Here is a 15,811-nt window from a genome sequence, read left to right on the forward strand (position 1 = left end):
GGCAATAGGGTCCCCCGTCAGTTTGGCTGGAGCTTTGCGGCGAAGCTGCCGCGATGCAAGGGATTTGGTGGCGCGCGCCGTCCGTCCTCTCCCGTCGCCCCAGCGAAAGCTGGGGCCGTCATCCACCGGAGGACTGCTCTAGCAAACGACCCCAGCTTTCGCTGGGGTGACGTGGCGGAGGGGAAGACGAATGCCTCGCCGCGATTGACCTTCCCCCCCGTTGCGTTAGCGTGCCCACGCATGACCGATAGCTCGCGCGCCATCCCGCGTTCCCTGTTCGCTTATGCTGTTTTCTATGGCGGCATGGTCTGCATCGCCGGCGTGCTTGGCAACAAGCAGGTGACGCTCGGGCCGATTTCCGCGATCGGGCCGCTGGTCGGGCTCGGTCCGCTCGCGATCGAGGCGGGGATCTTCGCGTTTCTGTTGCTGGTGGTGTTCTCCAGCGCGGTTGCCGAGCTGCACGGGCAGAAAGTCGCAACCGGCCTGGTGCGCTTCGGCTTCGTGCCTTTGCTCTTCTCGATCATTCTTTCATTGCTCGTCCTCGCTCTCCCGGCCGCACCGGACATGGACCCGGCGCGCCGTGATGCCTTCGCGCTGATGATGGGGTCGACGCCGCGCATCTGGGTCGCCGGGATTATCTCCTATGGCGTGTCGCAGACACTCAACGTCACGGTATTCTCGTGGATGAAGCGCGGCGGCGGCGCCCTGCTATGGCTGCGCGCCGGTGTGGCGAGCGTGACGAGCCAGATTGTCGACACGCTGTTGTTCGTGTCGATCGCGTTTTTGGGCGTCTTCCCGATCGGCGAGCTGCTTCTCGGCCAGATGCTGGTCAAGGTGGTGCTATCGGTGCTGATCGTGCCGCCGCTCATTTACTTGCTCGTCGGCTTCGGGCGCTGGTTCGATCGCAGCCCTGCCTGATCGCGGGCCCAATCAGTTTGTCGGCGTGACGGTGAGCTTTATGCGCACCGGCTTTGTCGTTGCGCTATCCTCACCAAACGCCAGTTCAGCCGGCTTGCCGAGCGCCACGGTGAGATTGGGCGCCGCATGTTGCTTCGTGCCGTGGCTTAACACGTCGACCACGGACGCAATGCTGACGGTGTTTGCGTCCACCGGTCGAGCGACTACCGACATTGTGAAGTCTGACTCCTTACCGTCGCCGATCATGATCCGCCAATTTTCGGCAGCCAGCACATTGAGGTGCGGCTGGCCGATCAGCTTGTCGCCATCACGGATTTCCATTGACACGACATAGGCGGGCACGGCCGGCGTCTTGGCCATTGCCGATGCGGCACCGGCAGTTGCTAGCACGGCCAGCGGAGCGATTGCAAAGCTTCTCAGCATCATAGCGTCCTCCCAGATCATCCTTCGTCGGTACGACCGATATGGTTAACGAATGGTTGCTCCATAACGAGGATGACGGGCGGTCCTGCGGCGATTATGGGGCGTGCATGACCGACCACGCTCCCTCGCCCGCGCTGCTCGCCAAGGCCGAAACGTTGACCGAGGCGCTGCCTTATATGCAGCGTTATGCCGGCGAGACCTTTGTGGTCAAATATGGCGGCCATGCGATGGGCGACCCCGAGCTCGCGCGCGATTTTGCCGAGGATGTCGCGCTGTTGAAGGCGGTCGGCATCAACCCGGTCGTGGTGCATGGCGGCGGGCCGCAGATCGGCGCGATGCTGGCGACGCTGGGCGTCGAATCGCGCTTCGTCGATGGCCTGCGCGTTACCGATGCCAAGACCGCCGAGGTCGCCGAGATGGTTCTCTCCGGCGCGATCAACAAGGAAATCGTCGCCTGGATCGGCCAGGCTGGCGGTCGCGCGGTCGGCATTTCGGGCAAGGATGGCGGCTTCGTCCGAGCCGCCAAGGTGACACGCACGACGCGCGACCCGGACAGCAATATCGAGCGCGTCGTCGACCTCGGCTTTGTCGGCGAGCCCGAAGCGATCGACCGCCGGGTGATCGATACCATCTCGTCTGCGGGCATGATCCCCGTGGTCGCGCCGATCGGTATCGGCGATGACGGCCAGACCTATAATATCAACGCCGATACGATGGCCGGTGCGATTGCAGCTGCGCTCGGCGCGCGCCGCTTGTTCCTGCTGACCGATGTCGCGGGCGTGCTCGACAAATCGGGCGCGTTGCTGACCGATCTCGATCCCGCCGCCATCGCCGTCTTGCGCGCTGATGGCACGATCACCGGCGGCATGATTCCCAAGCTGGAGACCTGCATCACCGCGGTCGAGGCGGGCGTCGACGCCGCCGTCATCTTAGACGGCCGCATCCCGCACGCGATGCTGCTCGAGGTGTTCACCCGCACCGGGGCCGGCACGCTCGTCCGGCGGTGACGCTTGCTCGCGCTGACCAGTGCGCTATGCCCTTCCCAAATTCAGGTGCGTGACGGAGGCAGACCCTTGATTACCGTTCTCGATATTCTCGAAGTGCTGCTTCACGTTGCACAGTGGATCATCGTGATCCAGGCCATAATGTCGTGGCTGATCATGTTCAATGTTATCAACACGTACAATGATGGCGTCCGCCAAGTCTGGGTTACATTGCAACGAATAACGGACCCAATCTACAGACCGATCAGGCGTGTAATGCCCGATTTCGGACCGCTGGATTTATCACCGCTTGTCGCCTTGCTGATCTTGTCGATCATTTCGGGGATTATCATTCCGCGGCTTGAGGCGTTTGCTTCAGCCAATGGCGCAGTGCTGTAGCGCCGTTGGCCAACTACAGCAGATACCGCATCTTGATGTCCTGATCTTCGCGATCGCCATTGATCGTGAAACGCGCGGCGGTGAAGCGCGGTGGGCCGAAATGGATCGGCGGGTTACGCGAAAAGCCGAAGCCTTCGCGCGGGATGCCCATGAAGGTGTCGAGCCTGTTGTTGCTGTTCTCGTCATGGATCACGGCGGCGGCGTAATCGCCGTGCGGCAGGCCGTCGATTTCAATCCCGGTGTCGCTCGCGGGGACGGATCGCGTCAGCGCATGCGCGTCGTCGATGCAGCCAGGGAAATTCTTGGGGTCCGCCGTCAGGCAGACGCGCAGCATGCCCTTATGCGAGCGGACCTGATCAATCGACAGTTTCAGCGTGGAGACGGGCGCTGCCCCCGGCAGGAGCAGCAGCGCCGCTGCCGCGCCGGCCGCCAGCCGAGCCTGCCCACGCAAATTCTCCGACCCCCCGGTCAGTGCCGCAAACGCGGTCCCAGAACCTGAAATAAAGCCCATAATTGCACCTATACTCCACATGATGCCGCTGGTGATGGCTCGCCGTAATGAGCCCCGCCCCCAATGGCCCCCTCCACATGAACGCTGGCCAAATCTCCCAACCCATGTGGTTGGTCACCCCCATGACCGTCATCACCGTTAGCACGACCGCAAGCGCGGTGACATGGATGGGGATAAAGAAAACGAGTAAAGGAATAACAATCGCGCCCGTCAGCGCTTCAATCGGGTGAAACGCCATCGCCGCCCAGGCTGTCGGCGGGCGGCTGGCATGATGGACGGCGTGCGCCAGGCGGAACCAGCGCGGCCGGTGCATCAGCCGGTGCGTCCAGTAGAACCATGTGTCGTGCGCGGCGAGGTAGAGCAGCACCGATAGCGGCCAATACCATAAGGGCCAGGTGGCGAGGTCCGAATAGATCAGCGTCCAGCCGCGATTGGCCCAGCCCCAGGCGATAATGCCCGCCGGCACGCCGTAAATGGCGGCGCTCGCCAGCGACCAGGCGATTTCACGCCTGATCTGCGCATCGAGCCCGCGATAGAGCCCCGGGTGGCGCAGCCGCGTCGCCGCCGCGAACGCGCCGCTCGCCAGCAGATAGCGCACAGCGACAATCGCGGCCATCGCGGCTGCGGACAGGATTATGGCGAAACCCACCCTCACAGCGCCGCAGCCTAGCCGATCGTGCCATTCGGTCAAAGCCCGCGCGGCAGATGGCCGATTTTATCTTTCAGGGGGTTTTGCGTGGCGTGCCAAATCGGCTAGGCGCAGAGGCGATGCGACGCTTGGCACCCCATGCGACGGGCGATCTGACCTGTGATCTGGCGATCGTCGGCGCGGGGCTGGCTGGGGGCTTGATTGCGCTGGCGCTCGCCAAGACGCGGCCCGATCTCGATGTGCGGTTGATCGACGGCGCGACCAAGATCGGCGGCAATCACCTCTGGTCGTTTTTTGCGAGCGATGTGGCGCCAGCGGACCGCTGGATCGTCGCGCCGCTGATCTGCCATGGCTGGACGAGCTATGACATCGCGTTTCCGGCGCATCAGCGGCAATTGCGCACCGCTTATTATTCGATCGAGTCGACCAGGCTCGACGCCGCGGTGCGCGCGGCCTTGCCGGCCCACGCGCTGCTTTTAGGGCGCAAGGTCGTCGGCGCCTCGGCGACGGCAGTGCTGTTCGACAATAGCGATCGGCTCGAAGCCAAGGGCGTGATCGACGCGCGCGGCGCCGGCGATCTCAAGCTGCTCGACCTTGGCTGGCAGAAATTCGTCGGGCGCGAATTCCTGCTCGACGAACCGCACGACGCCGATCGCCCGGTGGTGATGGACGCGACCGTGCCGCAGATCGACGGCTATCGCTTCGTCTACACGCTGCCCTTTGCGGCGACGCGGATGTTCGTGGAAGATACCTATTACAGCGACACGCCCGATCTCGACGTGCCGGTGATCGCCGAGCGCGTCGACGATTACGCCGTCGCCAAGGGCTGGCGTGTTGCCAGCGTCGCGCGGCAGGAGAAGGGCGCGCTGCCGGTCGCGCTGGGCGGCGATTTCGAGGAATATTGGCGCTCGGGCGGCAACAAGGTTGCCAAGGCGGGGATGCGCGCCGGCCTGTTCCACCCGACGACAGGCTATTCGCTGCCCGATGCGGTGCGCTCCGCCAGCATGATCGCGCGGACGAGCGACCTGTCGGGCGTGGCGCTGCACGAGCTGACCTATCGCCAGGCGCGCGCCACCTGGGCGCGCCGCGGCTTCTATCGCATGCTGGACAAGATGCTGTATCGCGCCGGCGAGCCTGACGAACGATACCGCATCCTCGAACGCTTCTATCGCCTCAACCCGGCCCTGATCGGCCGATTTTATGCAGGACAAACGACCATGATCGATCAGGCCCGCATCCTGACCGGCAAGCCGCCCGTGAAAATATCGAGCGCTATCCGCGCGATCAGGAGCAATTCTGGCGGGAGCAAGAGCGCATGAAGTCGGCGGTTGTCATTGGCGCCGGGTTCGGCGGGCTGGCACTGGCGATCCGCCTGCAATCGGCGGGTGTGCAGACGACGCTGGTCGAGGCGCGCGACAAGCCTGGCGGCCGCGCTTATGTGTGGGAGAAGGACGGCTTCACCTTCGACGCTGGCCCGACCGTGATCACTGATCCCGATTGCCTGAAGGAATTGTGGGGCTTGTCGGGCCGTGACATGGCCGATGATGTCGACCTAATGCCGGTGATGCCGTTCTATCGGCTCAATTGGCCCGACGGCACCAATTTCGACTATTCGAACGACGATCCCCACCTCGTCGCCGAAATCGCCAAGCTCGATCCGGCTGATGTCGACGGCTATCGGCGGTTCCTCGACTATTCGGCCGGCGTCTATCGCGAGGGCTATCTGAAGCTCGGCCATGCGGCGTTCCTCGACTTCAAGTCGATGCTGCAGGCGGCGCCGAGCTTGGCCAAATATCAGGCGTGGCGCAGCGTCTATTCGATCGTGGCGAGCTTCGTGCGTAACGAGAAATTGCGCGAGGCGCTGTCGTTTCACACGCTGCTCGTTGGCGGCAATCCGATGAAAACGAGCAGCATCTACGCGCTCATCCACAAGCTCGAAAAGGATGGCGGTGTGTGGTTCGCGCGCGGCGGCACCAACAAGCTCGTCGCCGGCATGGTCGCGCATTTCGAGCGGCTGGGCGGCGTGCTGCGGCTCGCTGACCCGGTCGATGAGATCGTCACACTGGGCGATCGCGCCACGGGCGTGACGACCAAGAGTGGCTTCCATTTCGATTGCGATGCGGTCGCCAGCAATGCCGATATCATGCACAGCTATCGCGACTTGCTGGCGGGCAACCGCTCCGCCCAGCGGACCAAGGCGCGGCTCGAGCGCAAGCGCTATTCGCCGTCGCTGTTCGTCGTGCATTTCGGGGTGAAGGGCACCTGGCCCGGCATCCCGCACCACTCGATCCTGTTCGGCCCGCGCTACAAGGGGCTGCTTGAGGACATTTATGATCACGGCGTGCTGGCGGAGGATTTCTCGCTCTATCTGCATCACCCGACCGTGACCGACCCCACCATGGCGCCCGAGGGTCATTCGACCTTCTACGCGCTGGCGCCGGTGCCGCATCAGGGCAAATTCCCCGCCGACTGGAGCGAAGTCGGGCCGATCCTTGAAAAGCGTATCCTCGATGAAATCGGCCGCCGGCTGATCCCCGACATTCACGAACGCATCGTCACCAAATTCCATTACGCGCCGAGCGATTTCGCGCATGACTTGTCGGCGCATCTCGGCAGCGCGTTCAGCCTGGAGCCGATCCTGCTGCAGTCGGCCTATTTCCGCGCGCATAACCGCGACGACCATATTCCCAACCTCTATTTCGTCGGCGCGGGCACGCATCCGGGTGCGGGCATCCCGGGCGTCGTCGGCAGCGCCAAGGCGACCGCCAAGCTGATGCTGGAGGAAGGGCGGTGAGACGCCCGAAAATCCTTCCCTGGAGGGGGAGGTGGCAGGACGAAGGTCTGACGGAGGGGTATCGCCGACCAGATAGCGCCATACCCCTCCAACATCGCTGCGCGATGGTCCCCCTCCCCTGCCAGGGGAGGATTTTGTGAAGCGCCTGGCCGTCTATTGCGGCTCGGCAACGCCGACTGATCCGATCTATCTGGAGAATGCTCGCCATGTCGGCCGTACGCTGGCGGAGCGCGGGATCACGGTCGTCTATGGCGGCGGGCGGTTGGGATTGATGGGCGCGGTCGCGGACAGCGCGCTGGCGGCAGGCGGTGAGGTTATCGGCGTCATCCCGCGCAGCCTTGTCGAAGCGGAGGTTGCCCATAAAGGACTTAGCGAGCTCCACATTGTCGAGACGATGCACCAGCGCAAACAGGCGTTCACCGATTTGTCGGACGGCTTCGTCACCCTGCCCGGCGGCACCGGCACGATGGACGAATTGTGGGAGGCGTTGAGCTGGGCGCAGCTCGGCTATCACGCCAAGCCGGTCGGGCTGCTCAACACCGCTGGCTTTTACGATCTACTGATCGCGTTCACGCGCCACATGGGTGAGGTCGGCTTCCTCCGCCCGCAGCATCAGGGACTGATGATCGTCGGCGATACGCTCGACGTGCTGCTCGACCGGATGGCGGCCTTCGCGCCGGTTGCGACGATCCAGCAGATCGGCGCCAAGGACTTGTGACGCTGGCGCGCGGATGAGTCAGTCTTTGCGCCCCAGCCGCGACGCGATCGTCGCGACCGCGCAATCCTCGATCGCGCGCGGGTCGAAGAGCTTTGCCGCCGCCAGCCGCTTGTTCGATCGGCCGACGCGCGAGCGTGCCTGGCTGCTTTATGCCTGGTGCCGCCGCTGCGACGACCTCGCCGACGGGCAGGACCATGGCCATGGCATGAGGTTGGTCAACGACGCCCAGGAGCGCGTCGAGCGCATGCGGGAGATGACCGAGCGGGCGCTTGCCGGCGAATGGGTCGGCGATCCCGCCTTCGATGCGCTGCGCATCGTCGCGGCCGAGGTGCATTTGCCGCACCGTTTTGCGCACGACCTGATCGACGGGTTCGCGCTCGATGCTGAAGGTTGGCGGCCGGCGAGCGAGGACGATCTTTATCGCTATTGCTACCATGTCGCGGGCGTGGTCGGCTGCATGATGGCGGTCGTGATGGGGGTCGACGCCGGCGACGATGCCACGCTCGATCGCGCCTGCGACCTTGGTTTGGCATTCCAGCTCGCCAATATCGCGCGCGATGTGGCGGAGGATGCGAGCGTCGGCCGCTGCTATCTACCGCAAGCCTGGCTTGATGAAACGGGGCTGACGCTCGCCACCCTGTCGGCGCCCGCCAACCGCGCCGCGCTGGCGGGGCTTGCCGCGCGGATGGGGGCGCTCGCGGCGGCGTACCAGGCAAGCGCGCGTTTCGGTACGCCGGCGCTGCGATTCCGATCGGCTTGGGCGGTGCTGGCGGCGGCGGAGATCTATGGCGCGATCGGCCAGGAAGTCGCGCGCGACGGCGCTGCCGCGCTTGCCAGGCGCGTGACGACGTCGTCGGTCGCCAAGCTGGGCTTCATTGCGACAAGCTGGCGCGAGGCGCTGGCCCGCAAATCGCTTTACCCGCCCAGCCCGCGCGACCCCAAGCTCTGGACGCGTCCCCGCTGACCCTTCTGAAAAATTCGTTCCGCAACCAAAGCGCCGCTGGCGGGTTGAGCGAGCGGGGCGGCTGAGGAGACACGATATGCGGACGCTTACCCTGGGAGTTTTGACGATGGCGGCGTTGGTCGGCGGCTGTTCCGGCGACTATGACACGCGGCCCGGCTATGCGAGCGATTGGCATCGCTACCACGAATACGACTATGATCACCCCGATCCGGCTTATGGCGGCTATTATGCCGATCGCTATTTTCGCGATGACTCGCGCTATCAGGAGCGCCGCTTGTCGGCTGACGAGCGCGTCTATCGTGGCCAGGACGGGCGCTATTATTGCCGCCGGTCGGATGGCACGACCGGCTTGATCGTCGGCGGGGTTGCGGGCGGCCTGCTCGGCAACGCGCTGGCACCGGGTGGATCGAAGACGTTGGGCACGCTGCTCGGCGCGGCGGGCGGTGCGGCGATCGGCACGGCGGTCGACCAGAACCAGGTCACCTGCCGCTGATCTCAGCGGAGTGGCTTGCCCGAGTCCTTCCATTTGTCGAGGATCTGGCTGTCACCATTATCGGCTTCCGGGACGGCGTAGCGCGGCTGCACCGTCCCGGATCCTGTGTAAGCGGGCTGGATCGCGGCGGGCGCGGTGTTGGCGATAGCGGACTTTGTCGCTCGCGCTGGAGACGATGACAGCGAAGCAATCGTTGCGGGCGATGCCGCTGGTGCGCCCGGCATCAGCGTCGCGGCGCGTGGATGCGGGCCGGGCACAGGCTCTCCGCCGCGATAGCCTTGGCTGAACGCGGCGGGCGTTCCCCACCAGCCCTGCCAGCGATGGAAGAAATGCGCGCCGATCGCGGCGGTCATCACCAATTGCCGGTTCCACGCGGGGGTGACCGCATAAGTGTGGTAATGCGTCGCCAAGCCGACGGGGGCGTACACTTGGCCGGCAAGAGCACTGGCCGCCACCGCCATTGCGCGCCGCCACAAGCCGGGCTCGGGCCGCCGCGCCATCGATCCATCGCACGCGAACGAGAACTGGCAGCCGGCATGCTCGCTGCCCTGATAGACCACGCCGCAGACCGTCGCCGGGAAGGCGGGGTGGCGGACACGGTTGAGGATGACCTGGGCGACCGCTTGCTGGCCGGCATCGGGCTCGCGCGCGGCTTCGTAATAGATGGCGGCGGTCAGGCAATCGAGCGCGCGGCCACGATCGATGGCTGAGGCGCGGCCGAAACTGAAGGGGCGCGCCGGGTGGATCGTCCCGTCGGGAACGGTGTCGGCGCCTAGAGCCGAGATCGGCATTTCGGGCAGCTCAGCAGTGCCGGTCGTTCCGGCGGCAGGCGCGGCGCTGTCGTCGACGGTGAAGAAATAGGCGGCACCGGGGAAGTGGTCGTCGGCTTCATAGCCCGCAGGATGCGCCGAGGCGCCTACTTGCGGTGCCGGATGCGCGATGATCGCGCGGATTGCCGCTTGTGCCGAGAAGCCCAGGCCGAGCACGGCGACGAACACGGCGATCCCCGCCGAGCGCGACCGCGCGTCGGGCAACGCGCGCAGCGTTCCTCCCAGTATCGCAATCATCGCGCGGCGGTTGGCCATCGTTTCCCAGCGCGCGCCTCTGGCCCCATGCCATGGCGCCCGAGCGCCATAGCAGGCCAAAGGTTATCATTCGTCCCTCAATTTGGCCCCAATCTGGCGGTGTGCCGCCGCGAAACAGTTGATGGTTAACGTAATTTTTCGCGTGCGGTACTCGCTCCATCAATGCAGCGCGGCCTTGTCGAGGTTGATCGCCGAAGCCGGAATGACCTCGGCATTGGGATAGGCCTTGCGCAGTTCATCACCGAACAGCTTGGCATCGCCGACGACCACGATGCTCGCTTTGGCCGGATCGAGCAGCTTGGCCGCCGCGGCGCGGACCTGATCGGGCGTCACCGCCGACACATTGCCGATATAGCGGCCCAGCTCGTCGAGCGGCACGGCGTCGGAGACATAGCCGCCAATGATACCGGCAATGCCGCCCACCGTCTCCGCGCGCCGGCCGAAGCCGCCGATCAGCACGGCCTTGCGGCTGTCGAGCTCGGCCGCGCTCACCGGGTCGTTGCCGAGCTTGGTCATCTCGTTCAGGATCAGCCCGACAACTTGGGTTGCCGAGGGATTCTTGGTCTGCGTCGCGGCTTCGAGCACGCCGCCGTCGCGGCGGGCTTCCAAACGGCTCGACGCGCCATAGGAAAGCCCACGCTTCACCCGAATCTCAAGGTTGAGACGCGACGAATAGCCGCCTCCGAGCACCGCATTGGCGACCGAAGCGGGGTAGAAGCTCGCATCGCTGCGCGGGATCGCCGGTCGCGCGACGACAACGCCGGCTTGGCCCGCGCCTGGCATGTCGACCACGATGATGCGCGGTGCCGGCACGGTCGCCGGGGCCGGTGCGGTCATCTGTGCGGGGGCCGCAGTCCATCCGCCGAAATCAGCCTCGGCCAGCGCCTTGGCCCGGGCGAGCGTGATGTCGCCGGCCATCACCAGCGTCACGCGATCGGGCCGCCAGGCCGAGCGATAATCGGCGACGATAGCATCCCGAGCGAGCGCTTTCAGCGTGGCAGGCGTGCCCGAGGCGACATGGCCATAAGGCGTGTCGCCGAAAACCGCGCGGCCGGCGACCAGGCTCGCAAGTTGCGCGGGGTTTTTGAGCGCGACTTCGATGCCGTCGATCGTCTGGGTGCGCGCTCGGTCGATTTCGGCTTGCGCAAAGGCGGGGTGCTGCGCGGTGTCGGCGAGAATAGTGAGCGCTTTGTCGAGCTGGTCGGACTTGACATCGGTCGAGACGAAGCTCGAATCCCAACCGGCCTCGCTGCCGATCGATCCGCCCAGCGCTTCCACCTCGCGGGCGATCTGCGTGGCTGAGCGCGTTGCGGTGCCCTTGGTGAGCAGCGATGCGGTCAGCTGCGTCAGGCCCGCCTGGCCCGCCGGGTCGGTCGCGGCACCGCCGGGCGCGAAGACGGTGGCGGCAACCAGCGGCAAGTCGTGCTTTTCGACGACGACTAGCTTCAGGCCATTCTTGAGCGTTGCGGTCTGCGGCGTCGGGATCGCCGGCGAGACTGCCGGGCCGGGCTTGGGCAGCGGCACGCGCTCGGCATCGGAGGCGGGCGTTACCACCGCCACGTTGGCGGGCGGCACCAGATCGGCGATCTGGACGGTCGGCGCGAGGACGATCTTGTCGCCCTTGGCGGTGTCGGCTTCGGTCGCGGCGGGGAGATAGCGCACCGTCGCGGCGACCGTATCGGCGAGATAGCGCTGCGCGACGCGCTCGACATCGGCAGCGGAGACGCGCGCGATTTCGGCAAGCTGGCGATCAGCGGCAGCCGCGTCGCCATCGATAATGACGGCGCTCGCAATCGCGCTGGCCTTGCCATCGGCGGTCTCGCGGCCGCGCAGCGTGGTGGTCAGGATCTGGTTCTTGGCGCGGGCGAGTTCCTCGGGCGTCACCGGCGCGGTGCGCAGCTTGGCGATCTCGGCGCGCAACGCGGCTTCGCCCGCCTCGACCGATTTGCCGCCCGCCAGGATGACATAGGCGGCGAGCGCGCCCGTCTCCTGCTTGCTGTCAAGGAAAGTCCCGGCGCTCTGCGCGACTTGCTGGCGATAGACGAGCGACTGGTAGAGCCGGCTGCTATCGCCCTGCGACAGGATCGCGTTGAGCACGGCGAGCGGTGCCGAATCGGCATCGCGATCAGCCGGGATGGGGTAGCTGATCAGGACGGCGGGAAGCGGCGTGTTGGTTTCATACACGGTGCGCGCGGTCGGCGCGGTGCGCGCGGGTTCGACAACGGTGACGCGCGGGATCGGGCGGTCGGGCCGCTGAATGGGCGCGAAATATTTGTCGATCCACTGGTCGAGCTGGGCGGGATCAAAATTGCCGGCGACCACCAGCACGGCATTATCGGGCCGGTAATAAGTCGCGTGGAACGCGCGGACATCGTCGATCGACGCGGCCTCCAGATCGGCGATACTGCCAATCACGGGCCGGCCATAGGGGTGCTGGCTGTACGATACCTCGGGGAAATAGAGGTAGAACAGCTTGCCATAGGGTTGCGCGAGCACGCGCAGGCGCAGCTCTTCCTTCACCACGTCGCGCTCGGACGCGAAATCCTTGGGATCGACGACCAGGCTCGCCATACGATCGGCCTCGGCGAACAACAGCCGCTCGAGATGGTTGGCGGGAATGACCTCGTAATAATTGGTGTAATCGGGATTGGTCGAGGCGTTATTATAGCCGCCGACATCCTCAGTCAGACGATCGAACGACTCGGCCGGCAGGTTGCGCGTCGCCTTGAACATCAGATGCTCGAACATGTGCGCGAAGCCCGAGCGGCCCTTGGGGTCGTTCTTGCCGCCGACATCATACCAGACCTGCACCGAGACATTGGCGGTCGAGGTGTCGCGGATCGCGTAGACGCGCAGGCCATTAGCAAGGGTGCGCGTCGTATAGGCAATCGGCTTGGGCAGCGCTGGCGCCGGCATGGCGGCGGCCTGGGGCGCGGCATGCGCCGGTTTGCGCGGCGGCGCGGCCTGCGCATTGGCGAGCGGCAGGGCTGCGGCACTCAGCATCAAGGCGGCACGGGAAAGGCGCATGGCAGCAAGCTCCGGGATGACAATATAGGAGCCGCCAGCGTGGCGCGTGTGTGTTAATCTTGTCAAGCGGTTGCGGGTGCGGCAGCGCTGCGAGACGGTGCGCATCGCCCGCGAATGTTCCCAATGTTCGCACTGAGGAAAAGGTTTTCCAACAGCCGCTGCTTCCGATTGCCTACCGGCCCGCCGCTGATGAGAAAGAGCGCGCGGAGGGTCGCACAGCGGCGTTGCGTAGGACAGCCGCGCTGCCGCTGCCGTTCAGGCAAGTGCGCCGATCAATCCTTGCGCCGGCTGTACAGCAAGGCCGCCGCCAGCGCTGCCGAGCCGACGCCGATGCCGATGCCGATCGAAACCAGCGGCCAGTTGTTCTTGCCCGACTTGGCGCGTTCGGCTGCCGCCGCTTCGCCGGCTTCGCGCACGCGCTTGGCGTGGTGCGCCGCTTCAGCGATCTCGTTCATCTCGGGTTCTTCGTCGGCCATGGCTTGCTCCTCAATCCTGCCCACCCAGATAGGCCGCGCGAAACGCGCTGGCAAAGGCGGGTAACCGTTGCTCGGCAATTGCCGAACGCAACCCCGCCATCAATGTCTGGTAGAACCAAAGGTTATGCTCGGTCATTAACATAGCGCCCAAAATTTCACCCGCGCGCACCAGATGGTGGAGATAGGCGCGGCTGAAGCGGGCGCAGACGGGGCAGGGGCAGCTTGCATCGAGGGGCGACTGGTCCTCGGCGAAGCGCGCGTTGCGGATGTTGATCGGCCCATGCGCGGTGAACGCCTGGCCAGTACGGCCGCTGCGGGTGGGCAGCACGCAATCGAACATGTCGATGCCGCGCTCGACCGCGCCGACGATATCGTCGGGCTTGCCGACGCCCATCAGATAGCGCGGCTTGTCAGTGGGGAGCTGGCTGGGCGCATAATCGAGGCACGCGAACATCGCGTCCTGTCCTTCGCCGACCGCGAGGCCACCGACCGCATAGCCGTCAAAGCCGATGTCGATCAGCGCATCGGCCGATGCCTGCCGCAAATCCTCGTCGAGCGCGCCTTGCTGGATGCCGAAAATGGCATTGCGCTCGGCATGCGCGCTGCCGCTATCGAACGCCGCGCGACTGCGGCGCGCCCAGCGCATCGATCGCTCCATCGCGGCGGCACGCGCCTCGCGGTCGGCGGTCGCCGGCACGAGTTCGTCGAACGCCATGACGATGTTCGAGCCGAGCAGGCGCTGGATTTCGATCGAGCGTTCGGGGCTGAGCAGGTGGCGCGAACCATCGAGATGGCTCTTGAACGCGACGCCATTTTCGTCGCGCGTCGTCAGCTCCGCGAGGCTCATCACCTGATAGCCGCCGCTATCGGTCAGGATCGGGCGATCCCATTGCATGAAGGCGTGCAAGCCCCCCAGCCGGTCGATCCGCTCGGCGGTGGGGCGCAGCATCAGGTGATAGGTATTGCCCAGGATGATGTCGGCGCCGGTCGCGCGCACATCATCGGGCTTCATCGCCTTGACGGTGGCGGCGGTGCCGACCGGCATGAAGGCGGGCGTGCGGATGACCCCACGCTCCATCGCGATTTCGCCGGTGCGCGCCTTGCCGTCGGTCGCGTGGATCGTGAACTGAAAGCGGTTCATGCGGCGATGGCGGACGCGCTTCCCAGGATATGGTCGACGACTTGCGCGGGCGTTTCAAAAAAGCGCGACGGCTCGGTCGCGGCGAGCGCTTCGCGATTGGCATAGCCCCACAGCACTGCGCCAGCGGTGATGCCAGCCTTGTGCGCCGAGACCATGTCGCGCGTTTCGTCGCCGACGCAGAAGGCTTCCGCCGCCGGCACGCGGGCGCGCTTCAGCACTCGGCGGAACAGCCGCGCTTTGCCGAACAGCGACGCGCCGCACTCGAAATGGCGAATGCGACCGGCGATCTCGGGCCCCAGGATGGCGCGCGCATTGCTCTCGGCATTGGAGGTGACGAGGGCGAGGCCGATGCCGGCGGCATCCAGCGTCTCGATCATCTCGCGCACGCCGTCGAACAGCGCGATGCGATCGGCTTGCTGGCCAAGCAGGCCATGGACGTAGCGCGCCATCGCCGGCAGCTTCCAGCGCGGGATGCCGAGATAGCGGATCACTTGCCGGCTCGATTGGCCGCGAAGTCCCTCGATCTCATCGGCGGCGACGCGGCGAAACTTGAAACGATCGGCGAGATGATCGGCGATCGACAGGAACCAGTCGCCGCTGTCCGCCAGCGTCCCGTCGAAATCGAAGATGACGAGGCGATAGCGTGGCGGACCGAGCGCGGAAGGCGCAGACGTGGTCATTGGTCGGGCTGTCCGCGCCGGTCGCGCCCGCGCCGGGGGGCGTCGCCGGTGGTGCCGTTGCGCGGGCCTGCCGTACGGGAGCCCGCCAGCGTCAGCAGCTCGGCGCGCGTCACCGCGCCGTCATGATTGCGATCGAACCGGTCGAAGCTCGTCATGATCTTGGCTTGGAGCTCGGCAAGGGTGATGCGGTTGTCGCCATCGGCGTCGGTTTCGAACGGGCTCGGCAGTGCGTTGCGATCGCCGAGCCAGCGCTCCGCCCAATCGGCGAATTCGACATAGCCGAGCCAGCCCTTGTGCGTCGTGTCGATCGCGTTGAAGCCGTGCTCGACGCCGGCGAGGCATTCTGCGCGTGTCACCTTGCCATCGCCATCGGCATCATAAGCCGCGATCATCAGTGCGACGGGCTCGGCATAGATGGTCGCCCGCGCCGGCTGCTGGCCCGAGGGACTGGCCGCGACCCCGAGCGGGGCGGGCGCGCGGTCCTGCGCCCAAGCAGCCGCCGCCGGGATCAGCGCCATCGTCAGGGCAAGGGTACGCAACCGCATCATCA

17 protein-coding genes are annotated in these 15,811 nt (G+C 65.7%); 8 read left to right on the top strand and 9 right to left on the bottom strand.

Annotation, left to right across the window (positions count from 1 at the left end; translation table 11 throughout):
- Positions 1-240 precede the first annotated feature (240 nt).
- Complete coding sequence (locus ACLB0R_RS08890; protein WP_416642896.1) at positions 241-918, top strand: queuosine precursor transporter; 678 nt, start codon at positions 241-243, stop codon at positions 916-918.
- A 12-nt stretch (positions 919-930) separates the two neighbouring features.
- Here the strand turns inward: ACLB0R_RS08890 and ACLB0R_RS08895 are convergent, their stop codons facing one another.
- Positions 931-1,344, bottom strand: coding sequence for a hypothetical protein (locus tag ACLB0R_RS08895; protein ID WP_416642897.1), 414 nt, complete (start codon positions 1,342-1,344; stop codon positions 931-933).
- Between the two features lie 104 nt (positions 1,345-1,448).
- Here ACLB0R_RS08895 and argB point away from each other — a divergent pair, with 104 nt between their 5' ends.
- Both argB and ACLB0R_RS08905 read left to right on the top strand, forming a co-directional pair.
- Positions 1,449-2,348 (top strand): acetylglutamate kinase, encoded by a 900-nt coding sequence (argB, locus tag ACLB0R_RS08900; protein WP_416642898.1) that lies wholly within the window; start codon positions 1,449-1,451, stop codon positions 2,346-2,348.
- A 66-nt stretch (positions 2,349-2,414) separates the two neighbouring features.
- The gene (locus tag ACLB0R_RS08905; protein ID WP_416643058.1) at positions 2,415-2,723 is read left to right on the top strand and encodes a YggT family protein; all 309 of its coding nucleotides are present in this window, start codon (positions 2,415-2,417) and stop codon (positions 2,721-2,723) included.
- Between the two features lie 13 nt (positions 2,724-2,736).
- On the opposite strand, the gene ACLB0R_RS08910 is transcribed toward ACLB0R_RS08905, so the two are convergent.
- Positions 2,737-3,057, bottom strand: a complete 321-nt coding sequence (locus ACLB0R_RS08910; RefSeq protein WP_416642899.1) for a DUF2141 domain-containing protein — start codon at positions 3,055-3,057, stop codon at positions 2,737-2,739.
- A gap of 22 nt (positions 3,058-3,079) precedes the next feature.
- Positions 3,080-3,850 (bottom strand): sterol desaturase family protein, encoded by a 771-nt coding sequence (locus tag ACLB0R_RS08915; RefSeq protein WP_416643059.1) that lies wholly within the window; start codon positions 3,848-3,850, stop codon positions 3,080-3,082.
- A 152-nt stretch (positions 3,851-4,002) separates the two neighbouring features.
- Between ACLB0R_RS08915 and crtY the strand changes: the two genes are divergently transcribed.
- The 5 genes from crtY to ACLB0R_RS08940 all read left to right on the top strand — a co-directional run bounded on the left by crtY (position 4,003) and on the right by ACLB0R_RS08940 (position 8,852).
- Positions 4,003-5,202: a lycopene beta-cyclase CrtY gene (gene crtY / locus ACLB0R_RS08920; RefSeq protein ID WP_416642900.1), complete on the top strand. Its 1,200-nt coding sequence runs from the start codon at positions 4,003-4,005 to the stop codon at positions 5,200-5,202.
- A complete protein-coding gene (locus tag ACLB0R_RS08925) occupies positions 5,199-6,677 on the top strand; it encodes a phytoene desaturase (RefSeq protein ID WP_416642901.1) in 1,479 nt (492 codons plus the stop codon). The genes crtY and ACLB0R_RS08925 overlap by 4 nt, the downstream gene beginning before the upstream one ends.
- 136 nt (positions 6,678-6,813) lie before the next feature.
- Positions 6,814-7,395: a TIGR00730 family Rossman fold protein gene (locus ACLB0R_RS08930; protein WP_416642902.1), complete on the top strand. Its 582-nt coding sequence runs from the start codon at positions 6,814-6,816 to the stop codon at positions 7,393-7,395.
- A 13-nt stretch (positions 7,396-7,408) separates the two neighbouring features.
- Positions 7,409-8,359, top strand: coding sequence for a phytoene/squalene synthase family protein (locus tag ACLB0R_RS08935; protein ID WP_416642903.1), 951 nt, complete (start codon positions 7,409-7,411; stop codon positions 8,357-8,359).
- A gap of 76 nt (positions 8,360-8,435) precedes the next feature.
- A complete protein-coding gene (locus ACLB0R_RS08940) occupies positions 8,436-8,852 on the top strand; it encodes a glycine zipper 2TM domain-containing protein (RefSeq protein WP_416642904.1) in 417 nt (138 codons plus the stop codon).
- 2 nt (positions 8,853-8,854) lie between these two features.
- Here ACLB0R_RS08940 and ACLB0R_RS08945 read toward each other — a convergent pair whose 3' ends face one another.
- The 6 genes from ACLB0R_RS08945 to ACLB0R_RS08970 all read right to left on the bottom strand — a co-directional run bounded on the left by ACLB0R_RS08945 (position 8,855) and on the right by ACLB0R_RS08970 (position 15,806).
- Positions 8,855-9,919 (bottom strand): cell wall hydrolase, encoded by a 1,065-nt coding sequence (locus ACLB0R_RS08945; protein WP_434953819.1) that lies wholly within the window; start codon positions 9,917-9,919, stop codon positions 8,855-8,857.
- 177 nt (positions 9,920-10,096) lie between these two features.
- Entirely contained in the window at positions 10,097-12,964 is a 2,868-nt protein-coding gene (locus ACLB0R_RS08950; RefSeq protein ID WP_416642906.1) for a M16 family metallopeptidase, read from the bottom strand.
- Between the two features lie 272 nt (positions 12,965-13,236).
- Positions 13,237-13,440 (bottom strand): hypothetical protein, encoded by a 204-nt coding sequence (locus tag ACLB0R_RS08955; protein ID WP_416642907.1) that lies wholly within the window; start codon positions 13,438-13,440, stop codon positions 13,237-13,239.
- A 10-nt stretch (positions 13,441-13,450) separates the two neighbouring features.
- A complete protein-coding gene (gene tgt, locus ACLB0R_RS08960; RefSeq protein WP_416642908.1) occupies positions 13,451-14,581 on the bottom strand; it encodes a tRNA guanosine(34) transglycosylase Tgt in 1,131 nt (376 codons plus the stop codon).
- On the bottom strand, positions 14,578-15,261 hold the full coding sequence (locus tag ACLB0R_RS08965) for an HAD hydrolase-like protein (protein WP_416642909.1): 684 nt from the start codon (positions 15,259-15,261) through the stop codon (positions 14,578-14,580). The genes tgt and ACLB0R_RS08965 overlap by 4 nt, the downstream gene beginning before the upstream one ends.
- Positions 15,258-15,806: an EF-hand domain-containing protein gene (locus ACLB0R_RS08970; RefSeq protein WP_416642910.1), complete on the bottom strand. Its 549-nt coding sequence runs from the start codon at positions 15,804-15,806 to the stop codon at positions 15,258-15,260. Before ACLB0R_RS08970 ends, ACLB0R_RS08965 begins: the two co-directional genes overlap by 4 nt.
- Between the last annotated feature and the right edge of the window lie 5 nt (positions 15,807-15,811).

This window comes from Sphingomonas sp. GlSt437, from assembly GCF_048015635.2.
Lineage (GTDB): Bacteria > Pseudomonadota > Alphaproteobacteria > Sphingomonadales > Sphingomonadaceae > Sphingomonas.

Bases quoted from the DNA above. Each gene is read 5' to 3' on its own strand.
- ACLB0R_RS08890 (WP_416642896.1), top strand. From the start codon at position 241: ATGACCGATAGCTCGCGCGCCATCCCGCGTTCCCTGTTCGCTTATGCT.
- ACLB0R_RS08895 (WP_416642897.1), bottom strand. From the start codon at position 1,344: ATGATGCTGAGAAGCTTTGCAATCGCTCCGCTGGCCGTGCTAGCAACT.
- argB (WP_416642898.1), top strand. From the start codon at position 1,449: ATGACCGACCACGCTCCCTCGCCCGCGCTGCTCGCCAAGGCCGAAACG.
- ACLB0R_RS08910 (WP_416642899.1), bottom strand. From the start codon at position 3,057: ATGCTGCGCGTCTGCCTGACGGCGGACCCCAAGAATTTCCCTGGCTGC.
- ACLB0R_RS08915 (WP_416643059.1), bottom strand. From the start codon at position 3,850: ATGGCCGCGATTGTCGCTGTGCGCTATCTGCTGGCGAGCGGCGCGTTC.
- crtY (WP_416642900.1), top strand. From the start codon at position 4,003: ATGCGACGCTTGGCACCCCATGCGACGGGCGATCTGACCTGTGATCTG.
- ACLB0R_RS08925 (WP_416642901.1), top strand. From the start codon at position 5,199: ATGAAGTCGGCGGTTGTCATTGGCGCCGGGTTCGGCGGGCTGGCACTG.
- ACLB0R_RS08935 (WP_416642903.1), top strand. From the start codon at position 7,409: ATGAGTCAGTCTTTGCGCCCCAGCCGCGACGCGATCGTCGCGACCGCG.
- ACLB0R_RS08940 (WP_416642904.1), top strand. From the start codon at position 8,436: ATGCGGACGCTTACCCTGGGAGTTTTGACGATGGCGGCGTTGGTCGGC.
- ACLB0R_RS08945 (WP_434953819.1), bottom strand. From the start codon at position 9,919: ATGATTGCGATACTGGGAGGAACGCTGCGCGCGTTGCCCGACGCGCGG.
- ACLB0R_RS08950 (WP_416642906.1), bottom strand. From the start codon at position 12,964: ATGCGCCTTTCCCGTGCCGCCTTGATGCTGAGTGCCGCAGCCCTGCCG.
- ACLB0R_RS08955 (WP_416642907.1), bottom strand. From the start codon at position 13,440: ATGGCCGACGAAGAACCCGAGATGAACGAGATCGCTGAAGCGGCGCAC.
- tgt (WP_416642908.1), bottom strand. From the start codon at position 14,581: ATGAACCGCTTTCAGTTCACGATCCACGCGACCGACGGCAAGGCGCGC.
- ACLB0R_RS08965 (WP_416642909.1), bottom strand. From the start codon at position 15,261: ATGACCACGTCTGCGCCTTCCGCGCTCGGTCCGCCACGCTATCGCCTC.
- ACLB0R_RS08970 (WP_416642910.1), bottom strand. From the start codon at position 15,806: ATGCGGTTGCGTACCCTTGCCCTGACGATGGCGCTGATCCCGGCGGCG.